The organism is uncultured Cloacibacillus sp. (genome assembly GCF_963926575.1).
GTDB lineage: Bacteria > Synergistota > Synergistia > Synergistales > Synergistaceae > Caccocola > Caccocola faecigallinarum.
The window spans coordinates 501059-517989 of the sequence record NZ_CAWUXW010000003.1 but is presented as its reverse complement, the minus strand read 5'-3'; the positions used below and the strand labels follow the sequence as shown (position 1 = coordinate 517989).

The window sequence follows — 16931 nt, the reverse complement described above, 5'->3', positions numbered from 1 at the left end:
TCCGTTTTATATATTTTTTCATAAAGCAAACAGACGGCGGCGCGTCAAGCGCCGCGCCGCCAATATTATACACTATTCTGATTTCTTCACGCGCTTTTCGCGCAGGGCCGTCAGGCTATTAGGCCGTTCGCCTTGAGCAGAGCTTCGAGCTCCGGCTCGTTGAAGCCGACGACGAATTTGTCGCCGATGAAGGTGACGGGGACGCCTATCTGCTTCGTTTTTTTGACGAGCTCCATCGCCAGCGCCCTGTCGGTCGTTATATCTACGTTGGTGTAGGCCACGCCGAGGCCAGTGAGGTATTCCTTTACGCGCACGCACCACGGGCATGAGGGCGTCGAATATACTTTGACTTCCATGAGTATCACTCCGTTCGCGGAAACTGAAATTTTTATCGTTTACCATTATACACGACGCGGCGCAGGCCGCCGCGCGGAATTTAAAAATCTCTGTCCGCACGAAAAATTTGCGGAAATTTTTATTGCCGGCGCGCGTATTTATGCCTTTGAACATTGCCAAAAACGCAGAATTGCGCTACATTTATATGCAGTTTGTGAAAATGGGGATAATCGTGAGTATTTTGCTCTTACACTCTTAAGGAGGTACGTCATGTTCAAAATAGTGTCAAAACAGAAGATTGCGCCTAAAGAGTTCGATATGTGGGTCGAAGCTCCGCGCATCGCCGGCCACGCGAAGGCGGGACAGTTCGTCGTCCTGCGCGTGAACGACATGGGCGAGAGAATCCCGCTCACCATCGCCGACCACGACGAAGAAAAGGGCCAGATCCGCCTCGTCTTCCAGGTCGTCGGCAAGACGACCGCGGCTCTGTCGCGCCTCGAGCCCGGCGAAGCCATTCTCGACATCTCCGGCCCGCTCGGCACGCCCAGCGAGGTCGAGAAGTACGGCACGGTGCTCATGGTCGGCGGCGGCGTCGGCATAGCGGCGCTCTACCCGATCATCAAGGCCCTCAAGCAGCAGGGCAACAAGGTCATCACGATTCTCGGCGGACGCACCTCGAGCCTCGTCGTCATGAAGGACGAGTGCGCGAAGTATTCCGACGAGCTCATCGTCACCACCGACGACGGCTCCGAGGGCATGAAGGGCGTCGTCACCGACGCGATGAAGATGGTCGTCGAGCGCGGCGAGAAGGTCGACCGCTGCTGGTGCATCGGCCCCTCCATCATGATGAAGTTCGGCACGAAGGCCGCGAAGGAGCTCGGCCTGCCGATTTGGGTCTCGCTCAACCCGCTCATGGTCGACGGCACGGGAATGTGCGGCTGCTGCCGTGTCACCGTCGACGGCAAAATATTCTTCGCCTGCGTCGACGGCCCCGAGTTCGACGGACACAAGGTCAACTGGGACGAGTTCATGAGCCGTATGCGCCAGTACAAGGACGAAGAGAAGATTTCGATGGACAAGTACATTGAAGAAGTAGGTGAAGAGACATGGCTGTAACATTCTCGAAGTGGAAGACCCCCATCAAGGAACAGGACCCCGAAGTCCGCAAGAGCAATTTCGGCGAAGTCTGCCTCGGCTACACGCTCGAAGAAGGCATGACCGAAGCTGGCCGCTGCCTCCAGTGCAAGACGAAGCCCTGCGTCGCCGGATGCCCCGTTAAAATAGACATCCCCGCCTTCATCAAGTGCATCAAAGAGGGCGACATGGCCGGCGCCGCCGCAGTCATGGATCAGTACACGAACCTCCCCGCCGTCTGCGGCCGCGTCTGCCCGCAGGAGTCGCAGTGCGAGGGCAAGTGCACCGTCGGTAAGATGAAGGACTTCGAGCCCGTCGCGATAGGCAAGCTCGAGCGTCTCGTCGCCGACTGGAAGTACGCGCAGGAGAACATGGAAGCGAAGCCCTACGAGGGCGAGAAGAAGGGCAAGGTAGCCGTCGTCGGCTCCGGCCCGTCGAGCCTCACCGTTGCTGGCGACCTCGCGAAGATGGGCTACGAAGTCAAGATATTCGAAGCCCTCCACGCCGCGGGCGGAGTCCTTATCTACGGTATCCCCGAGTTCCGTCTCCCGAAGAAAATAGTCAAGATGGAAATCGAAGCCATGCAGAAGCTCGGCGTCGACATCGAGACCAACGTCGTCGTTGGAAAGACGATCACGATGCAGGAGATAATGAAGGAATACGACGCCTGCTACATCGCGGTCGGAGCCGGCGCGCCGCACTTCCAGGGCGTCCCCGGAACGACGCTCAACGGCGTCTACTCCGCCTCCGAGTACCTCACGCGCATCAACCTCATGCACGGCTACGAGTTCCCGAAGTTCGACACGCCGGCTAAGAAGGCCCACAAGGTCGTCGTCATCGGCGGCGGCAATGTCGCTATGGACGCCGCCCGTTCCGCGAAGCGCCTCGGCGCCGAGGAAGTGACGGTCGTCTACCGCCGCTCGCTCGCGGAGCTCCCCGCGCGTATCGAAGAGTACCACCACGCCGTCGAAGAGGGCATCATCTTCAACTGGCTGACGAACCCGACCGAGTACGTCGACGACGGCAACGGTTCGCTCAAGGGCGTCAAGTGCATCAAGATGGAGCTCGGCGAGCCCGACGCTTCCGGACGCCGCCGCCCTGTCCCCGTCGAGGGCAGCGAGTTCTTCATCGAGGCCGACTGCGCCATCGAGGCTATAGGCCAGGGCGCTAACAAGGTCCTCCTCTCCACCTTCCCCGAGATGAAGCTCAACAAGCGCGGCTACATCGAGGCCGACCCCGTGACCGGCGCGACCTCCGTCCCCGGCGTATTCGCGGGCGGAGACATCGTAACAGGCGCCGCCACGGTCATCCTCGCGATGGGCGCGGGCAAAGAAGCCGCAGTCGCGATCGACAAGTACATCACCGAGAAGAAAGCCGCGAAGTAATCAACGAACGGCAGAACATACGAAAAATCCCCCGCTTCGCGCGGGGGATTTTTTCTTGCCTTTTGATTGTTCCCGCTTACATCGAAATGCCGAGCAGACGCTGCGCGCCCCAGCCTATCATGAAGGAGACGGCGGCGACGCCGAAGCTGATGAATATCATCTCGCGGAAGGCTGGTGCGAAGGGCTCCTTGCGCACCACGGAGACGTAGAAGGTGAAGAGGAATATGACGAAGGCCGCGGAGAGCAGGCAGCCGCCGAGTGCGAGCAGCGGAGAGGAAATCAGCGCGAAGGGCGCGAGCAGCATACAGACCGCGAACATATAGGCGAGGCCGGTGTAGACGGCGGCTTTCAGCGGCTGTTTTTCCGACGGGTCGTTCTTCTTCGACAGATACTCCGAAGCCGCCATCGAGAGCGTCGCGGCGCTTCCCGTTATGAAGCCCGCCATGCAGATGACGGCGGAGTCGCCGAGCGCGAAGGTGAAGCCCGCGAGCGCGCCCGTCAGCTCCACAAGCGCGTCGTTGATGCCGAGCACCATAGAGCTGATGTACTGGAGCCGCTCGTCGTCGATCATGGCGATGAGCGCCTGCTCGTGCTCCTCCTCCTGCTTGAATATCTCGAGCGCCACGGGCGCGGCCTCGGCGATTTTCGCGTACTCGGCCTGAGCCTTCTGCTCGCCCGTCTCCATCATGTTTATGACGAAGGTGAGGCCGAATATGACGCCGCATATCCTGTAGAGCGCGATTTTTAGCCGGTTCGGCTTCGGCATCTCGCCCGTGAAGCCGCTCCATATTTCGGCGTGCTTCTTCTCCTCCGCGGCGATGCGCGCGAGCGTCCTGCCGTTCTCGCCGGGCACGCGGCGCGCCATATAGCCGTATATCACATGCTCAGTTATTTCGCCGAGCTGCATCGCCTTTATCGCTGCGAGCGATTGTTCGTTCATGGTGTAAAATTCCTCCCGTTTCCTAGCCTATGCCGCCGAGCATTATGCCGAGCGCGAGCACAAGCAGGGCTATGCCGCAGTACAGGTATTTGCCGAGCGGCAGAATCCACGCCGGCACGAGGCCGCCCCTGCCGAGTCCGATCTGTTCACGCGCGAAGCGCGGCCCCATAATCCAGTAGAAGATGAAGGCCGCGATGAACGCGCCGACAGGACAGACGTAAATCGAGACGACGTCCATCCATTCGCCGATGACGTTCCCGTTTTCAAGGAAAACGCCGCAGAGCGCCGCCGCCGTTATGACTAGGCCGACAGATACCGGGCGCGAGAAGCCGAAGCGCTCCTGTATCATCTCTATAGGCGTCTCCAGCAGGTTCACGAGCGAGGTCGCGGCGGCGAAAAGTATCGCCGCGAAGAAAATTATCGCGAACATCATGCCGCCCGTCATCTCGCGGAAAATCATCGGCAGCGTTATGAACATGAGCGGCGGCCCGGAGGCCGGGTCGAGTCCGAACGCGAATACCGCCGGTATGACGACTATCGCCGCGAGCATGGCCGCGAGCGTGTCGAAGACCGCTATGTTCATCGAGCAGAAGAGCACGTTTTCCTTTTTATCAAGGTACGAGCCGTAGACTATCGTCCCGTTGCCAGCGAGCGAGAGCGAGAAGAAGGCCTGTCCGAGCGCGAAAATCCACGTCTCGGGGTTCAGCAGGTGCTTCGCGTCGGGAAGTATGAAAAGGTATTTGTAACCCTCGGACGCGCCCGGCATCATCGCGACACGCACCGCCATATATATGAACATGACGTAGAAGAGCGGCATCATGACCTTGCAGACGCGTTCGATGCTCTTCGATATTCCCGCCGTCGCCATCGCAAAGCCAGTCGCGAGCGCGAGCATGTGCCATCCGAAGCTGCCGAAATCTCCGCATATTGCGCCGAAGTACGCACCGACGTCCTCCGCCGCGAACATCGCGCCCGAAAGCGAGCCCCAGAGGTAGCGCAGCACCCAGCCCATGATTATCGCGTAGCCGGTCGCCATCGCGAAGGAACCGACGACGGGGATAAGGCCGATGTTTTTCAAAGGCTTGCCGCGCTCCGTGAGCGCCTTGCGGAATGTAGCGTAAGGGCCGCTGCGCCCCCAGCGCCCGAAGGCTATCTCGGAGACGACGCCCGTGCAGCCGAGCACGACGACGCAGATTATATAGGGTATTAGGTACGACGAGCCGCCGTATCTCGCGGCGCGGTACGGGAAGGCCCAGACGTTCGCCATTCCGACCGCCGAGCCGACGCATGCGATTATGAATCCCCAGCGGCTCCCCCACTGGTCGCGGCTCTCGAGGCCGCCGAAATTTTTATCTTTTCCCAAATGCACCAGTCCCTTCGCAGTTTACCGCGCCGTCGCGGCCCTTCTTATCCAGCCTAGATAGCCGTTCGCCGACTGTCCGATGAAGAACAGTTCTCTGTTTTTGACGTTTTCGGGCAGTTTTTCCAGCTTTTCCATCACAGGGTCGCGGCGCAAAAGCTCCGCGACGGCCTCCTCACGTCCGGCCTCCGGCGGAAGCTGCGACAAAATCTCAAGCCACAGCTCCATCTGTTTTTTCGCGCGTTCGAAAGCCGCGAGATAATCCGTCAGCCAGCCGGAGTGCGGGAAGCATACTATATCGACATCCTTCAGCGCAAGCAGCTTTTCAAGCGAAGCCATCGCCGTGTCGTAGTAGAACTTGTGCGGCGTCGCCGGGCGCGTGAAATAGCTGCCGTCGTCGAGGCGGAACCAGCAGCCCGCCGCCTCGCCCGCGAAGAGTATCCTGCGCCCGCCGAACTCGTAGATATATGAGCTGTGGTGCGGCGCGTGGCCCGGCGTGTCGCTGACGGTGAGGCCCGGAATTTCGCCGCCGTCGCCGAGCATATTCTCCGCAGGAACGGGCAGCGGCTCGCCGTAAACGTCGCAGAGGCTGCCGAGCGAGGTGCGGCTTCCCGCGATGAGCTTCGACGGGTCTACGAGATGCGGACGGCCCTTCGCGGGCGCGAGCAGCTTCGTATCCGGGTAACGCCGGATGAAATGCCCCGCGCCGCCCGCGTGGTCGAGATGTATGTGCGTGTAGATGAGATAGTCGATCCTGGGATTTCCGAGCTCTTCGAGCCGCGCGAACAGCTCCGGCACGGCGCTCGCCGGCCCCGTCTCGACGAGGATGTTCTGCGCGCGCGCCTCGTCCTTTATGAACCAGCCGTCGAGGAACGACTCAAAGCCGCCTCGCGGTATCGGCAGATTGATTTTATAAAATCCCGGGAAAAGCTCCGAACAAGCCATGATATTACGTCCCTTCAGTAAATTTCCGCCGCGCGCCGCCGTAGGGCGCGCAGAATAATTTTAGCGCGAAAGGCGATACGGTACTATAATATCCAAAGCGGAAAATAAAAATTTTCCGGCGACGTAAAGACAAAGGAGAGATAACACTGCCAAAGCTCACGTGGAAACCCGGCACGATGCTCTACCCGCTGCCGCCCGTCATGGTGTCGTGCGGCACGATGGAGAAATCTAACATCATCACAGTGGCGTGGACCGGGACTGTGAACAGCGAGCCGCCGATGACATACGTCTCCGTGCGCCCAGAGCGCCACTCCTACGCTATGATAAAAGAGAGCGGCGAGTTCGTCATAAACCTGACGACGGAGCGGCTCGTGCGCGCCGCCGACCTATGCGGCGTCAGGTCGGGCCGCGACCTGCAGAAATTCCGTTTCTGCCGCCTAACGCCCGCTCCGGCCTCGGCGGTCTCCGCTCCGCTCATCGCCGAAAGCCCGGTAAATATTGAATGCCGCGTGGAACAGCGGCTGGCGCTCGGAAGCCACGACATGTTCCTCGCGAAGGTGCTCGCCGTAGACGTCGACGAAGCTCTGCTCGACGCGAAGGGCGTGCTCCACCTGGAGCGCGCGGGCCTCGCCGCATACGTCTACGGGCGCTACCGCGCGCTGGGCCGCGAGCTTGGCAAATTCGGATTTTCCGTTCAGAAAAAACAGGAGGCGAAAAGATAAATGCTTAGATGCGCGATATGCCAGAAGCCGCTGCGCGAATGCTGCGACCTCTTCCACGAGGCGACCGACGAAAACGGCGAAACCGTCGTAATCTGCTACGAATGCGCCGAAGAACACAAGATTCCGTTCGAGGACGAGGGCGCGGAAGAGAATTAGATTCGCCGCCGCATAAAGCCGAAAAAAGTACGCGCGGGACGCTCTGTTGGGGGAAGCGTCCCGCGCGCGGTACAGTAGTAAGGGGTTTTTAGACGCTGTATAACAGCTCTCCGTAAGTCGGGTACGGCCAGTATTTTTCCCCGACAAACTTCTCAATTTCGTCGGCCGCCGCGCGCAGCGCGTCCATTATCGGAATGACGCTGTCTTTGTAGTAGACGGCTTTCTCAAGCTCTCCAGCTTCCGGCACGCGGCCGAGGGCTTCTTCGAGCTTTCCCAAATTCATATAGAGCGAGTCGGTGTAGCCGCGCAGGTGCTTGAGCATATTTATCTCCATCGCGCAGTCGACGTCAGGGCAGGCTTCCTTTATCGCGACAGCCGTTTCGCTGAGCCGCTTCAGGTAGGTGTACGAGGCCGGGATGATGTCCTTGCGCACCATCTCCGCCATCGTCAGCGCCTCAATGCGTATGACCTTGCAGTAATTTTCGAGGTGCACCTCGCAGCGCGAGCGCATTTCAACCTCGGTGAAAACCTTGTGCTTCGAGAAGAGCGCTATATTTTTCTCGTCGACGTAGTGCGGCATCGCCTCGGGCGTCGTGCGGTAGTTCGACAGCCCGCGCCGCTCCGCCTCCGCAATCCACGATTCGTCGTAGCCGTTGCCGTCGAAGAGTATGCGCTTGTGCTCGCGTATCGTCTTGCGGATCAGCTCGTTGAGCGCGGCGTTGAAGTCCTGCGCGCCCTCGAGCGCGTCCGCGAACTGCTCCAGCTCCTCCGCGACGACGGTGTTGAGCACGATGCAGGGACCAGCTATCGACTGGCTGGAGCCGAGCATACGGAATTCAAATTTGTTTCCGGTGAATGCGAATGGCGAGGTCCTGTTGCGGTCCGTCGCGTCCTTGCGGAAGACCGGCAGCATGTCGACGCCTATCCTCATGTGGCTCGCGGCGCGCCCGTTGTAGGGACGGCCCTCTTCTATCGCGCCGAGTATCTCGGTCAGCTCCGAGCCGATGAACATCGAGATGACGGCGGGCGGCGCTTCGTGGCCGCCGAGCCTGTGGTCGTTCGCCGCGGTCGCGACGGTCGCGCGCAGCATGTCCTGATATTCGTCTACTCCCTTTATGACGGCGCAGAGGAAGAGCAGGAACTGCGCGTTCTCGGACGGCGTTTTGCCCGGATCTAGGAGGTTCGTCCCTGTGTCGGTCGCTATCGACCAATTGACGTGCTTGCCGGAGCCGTTGACCTCGGCGAAGGGCTTTTCGTGCAGCAGGCAGACGAGGCCGTTGCGGTCGGCGACCTTCTTCATCATCTCCATCGTGAGCTGGTTGTGGTCGCAGCCGATGTTCGTGTCGCTGAATACCGGCGCGAGCTCGTGCTGTGACGGCGCGACTTCGTTGTGCTCCGTCTTCGCCATTATGCCGAGCTTCCAGAGCTCCTCGTCGAGCTCCGCCATGAACTTCGCGACGCGGGGCCTTATCGCGCCGAAGTAATGGTCGTCAAGCTCCTGTCCCTTCGGCGGCTTAGCTCCGAAGAGCGTGCGCCCCGTGTAGCGCAGGTCTTTGCGCTTTTTGTAGAGCTCTTTATCTATGAGGAAATATTCTTGCTCCGGGCCGACGGTCGTCGTGACATGCGCCGCGGAGTTGTTGCCGAAGAGGCGCAGAATGCGCAGCGCCTGCGCGTTGATGACCTCCATCGAGCGCAGCAGCGGCGTCTTCTTATCGAGCACTTCGCCGCCGTATGAGCAGAAGACGGTCGGGATGCAGAGCGTGTTTTCTTTTATAAACGCGTAGGAAGTCGGGTCCCAGGCCGTGTAGCCGCGCGCCTCGAAGGTCGCGCGCAGGCCGCCAGAGGGGAACGACGACGCGTCCGGCTCGCCCTTGATAAGCTCCTTGCCGGAGAACTCCATTATCACCGTGCCGTTGTCGATCGGCGAGATGAAGCTGTCGTGCTTCTCGGCGGTGATTCCCGTCATCGGCTGGAACCAGTGAGTGAAGTGCGTAGCGCCCTTCTCGACGGCCCAGTCCTTCATCGCGTTCGCGACGACGTTCGCGACGTCGCGCGGCACCGGCGTGCCCTCCCTGACGGAATTTTTCAGCGCGCGGTAGGTCTCCTTCGGAAGACGCTGCTTCATCGTCGCGTCGTTGAAAACCATCGAGCCGAAAATTTCTTCCACCTTTGCCATCAACATCACCTCGCGAATAGCTTTTTTCAATGCGCAGATAATATTACTCTATGCGCATGATGTCAATAATTAAGCATATATTTTTTGTAAATTTATTGCTTATAAAATCTAACATTCATCATAATAGCGATTTTGTATTTTTTAAGCGTCTCTGTAATGTAAAACGCGCGCGTAAAGGCTGCGGTGCAGGCATGAAAAAGCGGCCGCGCCTCAATGTGCGCGGCCGCCTTGCTCTTATGATTCTCTGTAAAATCCGTACTACTTCGTCTTCAGCGCGTTGATGACGTCCTGCGTGAGGTCCGTGCCGCCGTAGTAGACGAGCGCCTTGTTGACTACGATCGTGACGCCCTTTTTCTTCGCTACCTTCGCTATAGTCTCGTTGACTTCCTTGAGGATCGGCGTCATTATCTTCGCCTCTTCCTCGCGCATTTCGAGCTGAAGGTTCTGCACTATTTCGTTCTTTTTCTTCTCGTCGGTCTCTTTATCGAAAGCGGCCTTCGCGGCGTTTGACTTCTTGTTGCCGAGGTCGTTCAGCTGCTTGCGCGCCTGTTCGAATTTTGAATACTGCTGGAGCACCATCATATCGTCAACGTAGCCCACTACGTCCTCCGCCGCGTACGAAGCCGCGCCGGCCGCGAAGAGGGCGACTACCGCCAGCAGTAATGCCACAAATTTTTTCATTACGTTACCTCCTGTTGATTTCTTTGCTCTTGCTCATACGTTATGACGCACAGCAGAATTTTATAACCTATCGCCTTTATTGTCCATAGCTGCGCTCAGCGGCGGCAGGGCCCCAGCATTTACCTCTTAATCCCAAACAGCACGTTAAGCATAAGCTCTGGCGTCATAGCGGCCATAAACCTTATCCTTTTCTTGCTCACGCGTCCGTATCTGGCATTGTTGAGCAGGGACAGTGCGGTTTTTCTCAGAACGTTCATACACAGCGGCGAGTTGTCTTTTCTGGCTCTCGCCGCGTCTTCTCGAAATATTACGTCTAGCGACCAGTGCAGGTTGTTTTCTATCGCCCAATGGCTTCTTACCGCATTGCCAAATTCTTTTATGTCCGTCAGCGTCGTTATGAAGTATCTCGTATGTTCACACACGGCGTCTTTCTCATATACTGTGCTCTTTGCCTCGCCCACCGCCTTTAAGCCCTTCCATTCCTTACGCCCCTCCAGCCACGAGATGTCTGTCAGAAGTCTGTATTCTCGGCGTTCCATACGTCCGTGCCCTTTGTCGAGCGTTTCTTCGGATTCCATTTCATTTCGGAATGAGTCGAAGTACATCCTGACGTTTTTATGCAGTTCTGGCTGGTTGTCTTTAAGCGCCAATACATAGTCGGCTTTCTTCATGACTATCTTTTCCGCTATTTTCTTCTGACAGCCTGCCGCGTCTATCGTAACTATCTGGTCTTTTATATCCACAAGGTCGAGCAGCTCGGGTATAGCCGTTATTTCGTTTGTCTTTTCCGGTACGGCTATTTCTCCCAGTGTGATTTGGTTGTCCGTAACGAAGGCGCTGACGACATGGAAGGCTTTGTGTTCCGCATTGGCGCTTCCGCATATCGTCTTTCCGTCGACTGCGACGACGGAACGTTTTCTGTGCTCGACATCAAGCCAGTTTGCAAGACATTGCGACAATTCCTTAGGGTTTAAACGTTCAAAGACGCGGCGGAACGTGTCGCTGTCGGGGATGCCGTTAGGCAGTTCAAGAAACTGCTTCAGCCATTCTTCCCTTGTTCTGCCGAAATCCTCCATTTCGATAAAGTCGTCCCCGCCGCAAATTACAGTACACAGCCCGATGATGATAATATCCTCGAGCTTATGTCTGATGTTGCCGAAGTTGGTACGTCTTGGTTCCGTGATATGCGCAATTAAATCTTTTAATGTCTCTATTTTCATGCTTTAGTTGTAGCGCTTATTTGGAGAAAAGTAAATGCTGTAGCCCTGTCAGCGGCGGACGAGGCACTTTGGGCCGCTGCCTATCAGGTCGCGGCGGCCGGCGCGCATGAGCGCCTTTATGACGTATTCGCGGTTTTCAGGCATCCAGTACTGAAGCAGCGCGCGCTGCATCTTGCGCTCCTCCGCGCCCTTCGGCACGTAGACTTCCTCGAGCGTGAAGGGGTCTAGGCCGGTGTAGTAGATGCAGGTCGAGAGCGAGCCGGGCGTAGGCGTGAAGTCCTGCACCTGCTCCGGGCGCAGGCCGCTGTCGCGTATGAACTCCGCGAGCTCCACCGCCTCTTTGAGCGTCGAGCCGGGGTGAGCCGAGATGAAATAAGGCACGAGGAACTGTTTGAGGCCGAGCTTCTCGTTGACCTTAGCGTAGCGGCGCATGAATTCCTCCGTCGCCGCGCGGCCAGGCTTGCGCATGTATCTCAGCACGTTCGGGCTTATGTGCTCCGGCGCTATCTTGAGCTGTCCGCTGACATGCCAGCGACAGAGCTCTTCGAGGAAATCGTCATTCTTGTCCGCGAGTATGTAGTCGTAGCGGATTCCGGAGCGGATGAATACCTTCTTGATTTTCGGCAGGGCGCGTATTTTGCGCAGCAATTCTATGTAGCCCGTATGGTCCGCGCGGAGCTTGCGGCACGGCTCGGGATAGAGGCAGGATTTACCCTTGCACGAGCCGCGCTTTAGGGAGTCGGGGCATGACGGCTCGGTGAAATTCGCTGTCGGGCCGCCGACGTCGTTGATGTAGCCCTTGAAGCCCGGCTCTTTCGTCAAAAGCTCAGCCTCGCGCAGAATAGACTCGTCGCTCCTGCGCTGTATAATCCGTCCCTGATGCGAGGCGATGGCGCAGAATCCGCACTCGCCGAAGCAGCCGCGGTGCGTGACTATGCTGAAGCGGACCTCGTCGAAGGCTGGGACGCCGCCCTTCGCGTCGTAGTCCGGATGCCACGCGCGCGCGTACGGCAGCGCGTAGACCTCGTCCATCTCCGCCTGCGTCAGCGGACGCGCAGGGCGGTTCTGCACGACACGCCACGCGCCCTGGTCCTGTATCAGCCGCTTGCCGCGCAGCGCGTCCTGCTCAGCGTAGTAGGCGGCGAAAGCCTCGGCGAATTTTTTCTTGTCCGCGCAGACTTCGCCGAACGACGGCAGCGTCACGGCGTCGTTCGCGAGCGCGGCGTCGTGCGTCTTCCAGCAGGTTCCGGCCACGTCGCGCAGCGCCGAGACCGGCTCCCCCGCCGCGAGCCGCTCCGCTATCTCGAGCGACGCCAGCTCCCCCATGCCGAATACGAGCAGGTCGGCGCGGCTGTCCGCAAGTATCGAACGGCGCACTGAATCGCTCCAAAAGTCGTAATGCGCGAAGCGGCGCAGGCTCGCCTCGACGCCGCCGATTATCAGCGGAATGTCGCCCCACAGCTCGCGTATCCTGTTGCAGTAGACTATCGTCGCGCGGTCTGGGCGCTTCCCCGCCTCTCCGCCCGGCGTGTAGGCGTCAGAGCGGCGCTTCTTTTTCGACGCCGTGTAGTGGTTCAGCATCGAGTCCAAGTTTCCCGCCGCGAGCATGACGCAGAGCGACGGACGGCCGAGCTTCGCAAAATCCTCCATCCCGCGCCAGTCCGGCTGCGAAACGATGCCGACGCGGAAGCCGTGCGCCTCGAGCCAGCGCGCGATTATCGCGTGCCCGAAGCTCGGATGGTCGACGTACGCGTCGCCGGTTATTATCAGTATCTCTATTCCGTCCCATCCGCGCGCCCGCACATCCTCCGTGCTCACAGGCAGAAATGCGCCGCGCGAAGCGTTTTTCTTAACGTTCGTCTTCATATCCACGTCCCCGTAAATTGTTATCGCACGCTGACAGAAATATCAGCGATGCATTATAATTCTATCATTATGGGAAGCATGCGGGACGCGACGCCGGAATATATTACGGTAGACGGAATCAGATACGAGATAAGAAGAAACGCGAGAAGGAAGAACGTCGCGCTCGGCGTCGACAACGGCTCGTTCTTCATCGCCGCGCCGTTTCGGGCTTCGCGCGAAGCGCTCGCATCAGCCATAAAGCAAAGCGGCGAGGAGCTGCGAAAAAAGCTCATGCGTAGGCCGGCGGCGCAGGCTCGGGAACACAGATACGAAGAGGGCGAGCTCTTCTACTACCGCGGAGAAGAATACCCGCTGCGCTTCGTCCGGCGCGAAGGCGTATATCCGCTGAAGCTCGAGGACGGAGCCTTTCTTTCGTTCGATGGGCTCGACGCGGAAGAGATTCGCCACAACTTCGAAGTCTGGTACAGGCTGCGGCTGCGCGAGATAATACAGCGCGAGTTCCCCGCGTGGTGCAAAAGGATTGGAGCCGCGCCGCGCCGCGTCTCGCTGAAAAACGCGAAAACTCTGTGGGGAAGCTGCTCGTCGTCCGGCGGCGTCACGTTCAACATCCGTCTTGCGCTCGTCCCGCCGCCGCTCGCGGAGTATGTTATGATACACGAGCTCTGTCACATGGCGGAGATGAACCACTCGCCGAAATTCTGGGCTCAAGTCGCAAAATACTGCCCGGACTACGCAGAGAGAAGAAAAGAGTTAAAAACCGACGGCGGGAAATACAGGTGGTGAGGTGCGCGATGGAGACGGCTAAAAAATTTGAATATCCGGAGAACTTTATAAAATATCTCGGCACGAGCGGCGGACGCTTTTCGATGATACGGCAACTCAGAAGCACAGGCGGCCTCTGGTTCCGCTACGGCGGTGTGCAGGGCGTCATAGACCCCGGCCCCGGAAGCCTCGCGCACATCTGCGCGGCGCGTCCCGCGCTCGAAATCGCCTCCGCCGACGTAGTGATGCTCACGCACAAGCACATCGACCACAGCACCGACGTGAACGTAGTCATCGAGGGCATGACGCACGGCGGCTTCGACTCGCGCGGCATGCTCGTCGCCCCCGACGACGCGCTGCGCGGCAACGACCCCGTCGTACTCAAGTATTCGCAAAAGAGAATACCGAAAATCAAAATCCCCGAAGAGGGCGGGAAAATAGAGCTCGGCTGCGGCGTCGTGGTCGAGCCCGTTATACACCTGCACCACGGCGTAGACTGCTTCGGCTACATCTTCCGCAAAGAAGGTCTGCACGAATGGGGAATCATCAGCGACAGCCGTATGATGCCCTACTTCCGCTCGCGCTACTCCGCCTGCGCCTTCATCTCGATAAACGCGACCTTCCCGGACAGAAAGCCGCGGCTCGACCACATCTCAATCGCCGAAGCACGCGAGCTGCTCTCAAAAATCCATCCGAAGCTCGCCGTACTGACGCACCTCGGCGCAATGCTCACCTCCGGCGACGGCGCGCACTTCCTCGAAAACCTCGACCTGCCTGAGACGAAACTCCTCGCCGCGACCGACGGCATGACGATCGACCTAGATACGCTGAAGGTATACGAGGAGCGCGTGACGTCGCAAATTATAGAATATGCCGAGAGATAGCGGCGTTATGATAATGTCCATAAAATGTCAATTTACTCCATATTGACACAGGTTCATTCAGTACATTAAGATAGCAGACGCAAGATACAGACAGCACGGGAGGGCAATTTTGCCGTGGTAAGCCTCATTCAATCTCTGTTAACGCCTCCGGGAATATTTGTCGTAATACTTTTGATACTTTCTGTTTTAGCTCTTCGCCGTCCGCCTAAAAAATTATTAGCAGGATTGCTTTTACTCGTGGCGGCAGGGATTTACATACTCAGCTCGCCTGTCTTCGCCATTTTCTTAAGTAAATCTCTGGATTATAAATTCACACCACAGCTGCCGCCCAAAGGTGAAGAGGCAGTGTTGTTGGTTCTGGGAGGCGGGTCATCTTGGAATGAAAATGGGGAGCCTTTCCAGCCTTCTATTAGTACCATGGAAAGACTTTATGCTGCGCTGAAACTCGCAAAAGAGCACAGAGAATATTCGGCTATGATAGTATCCGGCGGAGATGTTTACGAACGCAGCCGCATCAGCGGTGCGGACGTTATGAAACAGGCATTGGACATAATGGGGTGTCCAGCCAAGATAATTCTCGAAGGCAAGTCTCGGACGACTGAAGAAAATCTGGAATACAGCGCGGAAATAATAAAACAGTTGGGAATAAAAAACGTAATATTAATCACCAATAATTTCCACATGGAAAGATCTATGGATTTAGCGGAAAAGTATATTCCTAAAGATATCTACGTCTACGCTTACCCGAGCAGTGGCAGCGATAAATCTCGCTTCATAGGCTTCAAGTCTACGATGCTCATCCCGAATATGAGAGCGCTGAATTTTGTCTGCTCGCGGCTGCATGAGCAAATCGGCATAATAGCGGCGAGATTATAATATAGGTCAGTTCTGTTATAATCTCGCCGTTATTCGAAGACAGTCCTATGTGTTATAAGCTGCTAATATGTCATTCGTATATTACAATCTGCTTGTCCAGTTCAGTGACTATTTTTAATTCCTGCAATGCGCTTTGATAAGTAGACGTCGGCACAGTTGCAGAATATGTATCAGTTTTATCTTGATTTCTGATCATATCGAATTCCTCATCGCCAAGCAAAAGCCATACAAAGCCGCTTTTCGGACCGCCGGACCAAGTTATTTTTGTCAGCATCTTGCCTTCTTCAACTTTTATATTTGAAGTATTTAATGTTTGACGCACAATCTGTTCGTCATTATTTGATAATACATCTGCAGGCGGCGGATTCAGATTCATTGATTTCATGCGCTTCATGTCAAAGTAGCCGTTGTTAAAGGTATATTCCGTCACTTCAAAAAGCACATAGTCCGGCTTGAAAATATTAAAGTAATAGGGGAAATTTATGACATTCTGATAATTATGCACAGCAACATATTCCCCGAAGCTGTTTCTCAAATATTTGTTTCCCTTGCCGTTCATGTAGCTTCCCTGAAAGACAAGTACCTTCGGACTGCCTTGGCTCAGACGCTCGTTATTCACAAAATAATTGAAACCTCTAAACCTTGGGTTACGTTCTACTTCATCTATGTATAGCTTTGTATAGTTCTCTTCCGAGAGGTTTTTAAAAGAAAACACCGGGACATACTCATGGATGGGGAACGTCGACACCGGCAATGATGTCTCCAGCCTCTTTGTGATATTAAACTCATCCATCCTGTTGACGTGGACTGTGCTGAGTTTGTCGTGCATCGCAGACAGCATATTATTAACGCCGTAAAAAGCCCCCAAATCATTCCAATGTCCAGCGTCGAATTTCTGATTGAACACAGCCTCGCCATTCTGCGTTTTCTGAATCAGCAGGCCTGTGTTGTCTACATAATTGACACCTCGCTTATCAAGCGCAGCAGAGAACGTTTTCACCCAACTGCTGTCATAATTAGCGCCGCGCGGTAGGTATTGCGTCAATACAGAGGTCTTCGCCGGGTCAAATGCGAATAAAAACGGGATATCTCGTTCTTCACAGTACGTCTGTATCTTCTTAACCATATCGGCAAAAGTCTCATGGAACTCTCCATATCGTACATTGGCGCCCATTTTGAAAAATACATAGCCATCCTTACCATAACAATACGTCGGATGCACCATCTTCCCGAACAACTTATCATTCAGCATGGTAAACGCCAATATCATTTTCTCTCGGAATCCAATACGGTCCTGTACGTAGCTTTCAATATTCCTTGTTAGATCTCCTTTAGGAGCGCCTTCACCAAATGGGAATTTTGCAAGAGCGCGATTGTCGATTTTGGAAATAGAATCCGGCTCTGTGTTCATCATAGTCACAGGCGTCAGGATCATCAATACAAAAACTATAATCGCAAAACTTTTTACTGCTCGCATAGCATAAGCTC

At 56.5% G+C, this 16931-nt stretch carries 16 protein-coding genes; 7 read left to right on the top strand and 9 right to left on the bottom strand.

What is annotated here, in order from left to right:
• Window positions 1-110: 110 nt before the first annotated feature.
• Window positions 111-356 (bottom strand): glutaredoxin domain-containing protein, encoded by a 246-nt coding sequence (locus ABGT66_RS07565; RefSeq protein WP_346689893.1) that lies wholly within the window; start codon window positions 354-356, stop codon window positions 111-113.
• Between the two features lie 250 nt (window positions 357-606).
• Here ABGT66_RS07565 and ABGT66_RS07560 point away from each other — a divergent pair, with 250 nt between their 5' ends.
• Window positions 607-1452, top strand: coding sequence for a sulfide/dihydroorotate dehydrogenase-like FAD/NAD-binding protein (locus ABGT66_RS07560; RefSeq protein WP_346689892.1), 846 nt, complete (start codon window positions 607-609; stop codon window positions 1450-1452).
• Window positions 1443-2855: an NADPH-dependent glutamate synthase gene (gltA, locus tag ABGT66_RS07555; RefSeq protein ID WP_300260027.1), complete on the top strand. Its 1413-nt coding sequence runs from the start codon at window positions 1443-1445 to the stop codon at window positions 2853-2855. The genes ABGT66_RS07560 and gltA overlap by 10 nt, the downstream gene beginning before the upstream one ends.
• A gap of 76 nt (window positions 2856-2931) precedes the next feature.
• Here the strand turns inward: gltA and ABGT66_RS07550 are convergent, their stop codons facing one another.
• From ABGT66_RS07550 to ABGT66_RS07540, 3 genes are read right to left on the bottom strand one after another with little or no spacing between them, the layout of a single operon-like run.
• Window positions 2932-3795 carry a VIT1/CCC1 family protein gene (locus tag ABGT66_RS07550; protein ID WP_346689890.1) on the bottom strand — a complete coding sequence of 288 codons (864 nt, stop codon included), beginning with the start codon at window positions 3793-3795 and terminating at the stop codon, window positions 2932-2934.
• A 22-nt stretch (window positions 3796-3817) separates the two neighbouring features.
• Window positions 3818-5158 carry a sodium-dependent transporter gene (locus tag ABGT66_RS07545; protein WP_294195261.1) on the bottom strand — a complete coding sequence of 447 codons (1341 nt, stop codon included), beginning with the start codon at window positions 5156-5158 and terminating at the stop codon, window positions 3818-3820.
• Between the two features lie 21 nt (window positions 5159-5179).
• Complete coding sequence (locus ABGT66_RS07540; protein ID WP_346689887.1) at window positions 5180-6100, bottom strand: MBL fold metallo-hydrolase; 921 nt, start codon at window positions 6098-6100, stop codon at window positions 5180-5182.
• Window positions 6101-6276: 176 nt separating this feature from the next.
• Here ABGT66_RS07540 and ABGT66_RS07535 point away from each other — a divergent pair, with 176 nt between their 5' ends.
• Complete coding sequence (locus ABGT66_RS07535) at window positions 6277-6822, top strand: flavin reductase family protein (protein ID WP_346689885.1); 546 nt, start codon at window positions 6277-6279, stop codon at window positions 6820-6822.
• Window positions 6823-6978: a hypothetical protein gene (locus tag ABGT66_RS07530; RefSeq protein ID WP_294195268.1), complete on the top strand. Its 156-nt coding sequence runs from the start codon at window positions 6823-6825 to the stop codon at window positions 6976-6978.
• Window positions 6979-7066: 88 nt separating this feature from the next.
• Here ABGT66_RS07530 and ABGT66_RS07525 read toward each other — a convergent pair whose 3' ends face one another.
• From ABGT66_RS07525 to ABGT66_RS07510, 4 genes are all read right to left on the bottom strand, one after another.
• Entirely contained in the window at window positions 7067-9154 is a 2088-nt protein-coding gene (locus ABGT66_RS07525) for a glutamine synthetase III (protein ID WP_346689882.1), read from the bottom strand.
• Between the two features lie 258 nt (window positions 9155-9412).
• Window positions 9413-9835 carry an OmpH family outer membrane protein gene (locus tag ABGT66_RS07520; RefSeq protein ID WP_303149275.1) on the bottom strand — a complete coding sequence of 141 codons (423 nt, stop codon included), beginning with the start codon at window positions 9833-9835 and terminating at the stop codon, window positions 9413-9415.
• A 119-nt stretch (window positions 9836-9954) separates the two neighbouring features.
• A complete protein-coding gene (locus ABGT66_RS07515) occupies window positions 9955-11055 on the bottom strand; it encodes an ISAs1 family transposase (protein ID WP_346689881.1) in 1101 nt (366 codons plus the stop codon).
• A gap of 48 nt (window positions 11056-11103) precedes the next feature.
• Entirely contained in the window at window positions 11104-12921 is a 1818-nt protein-coding gene (locus ABGT66_RS07510; protein WP_346689879.1) for a YgiQ family radical SAM protein, read from the bottom strand.
• A 69-nt stretch (window positions 12922-12990) separates the two neighbouring features.
• On the opposite strand from ABGT66_RS07510, the gene ABGT66_RS07505 reads away from it, so the two are divergent.
• The 3 genes from ABGT66_RS07505 to ABGT66_RS07495 all read left to right on the top strand — a co-directional run bounded on the left by ABGT66_RS07505 (window position 12991) and on the right by ABGT66_RS07495 (window position 15443).
• Window positions 12991-13704, top strand: a complete 714-nt coding sequence (locus ABGT66_RS07505) for a SprT family zinc-dependent metalloprotease (protein WP_346689877.1) — start codon at window positions 12991-12993, stop codon at window positions 13702-13704.
• On the top strand, window positions 13698-14567 hold the full coding sequence (locus ABGT66_RS07500) for an MBL fold metallo-hydrolase (protein WP_346689875.1): 870 nt from the start codon (window positions 13698-13700) through the stop codon (window positions 14565-14567). The genes ABGT66_RS07505 and ABGT66_RS07500 overlap by 7 nt, the downstream gene beginning before the upstream one ends.
• A 114-nt stretch (window positions 14568-14681) precedes the next feature.
• Window positions 14682-15443, top strand: a complete 762-nt coding sequence (locus tag ABGT66_RS07495; RefSeq protein ID WP_346689874.1) for a YdcF family protein — start codon at window positions 14682-14684, stop codon at window positions 15441-15443.
• A 70-nt stretch (window positions 15444-15513) separates the two neighbouring features.
• Here ABGT66_RS07495 and ABGT66_RS07490 read toward each other — a convergent pair whose 3' ends face one another.
• Window positions 15514-16920, bottom strand: coding sequence for a hypothetical protein (locus ABGT66_RS07490; RefSeq protein WP_346689872.1), 1407 nt, complete (start codon window positions 16918-16920; stop codon window positions 15514-15516).
• Window positions 16921-16931 lie beyond the last annotated feature (11 nt).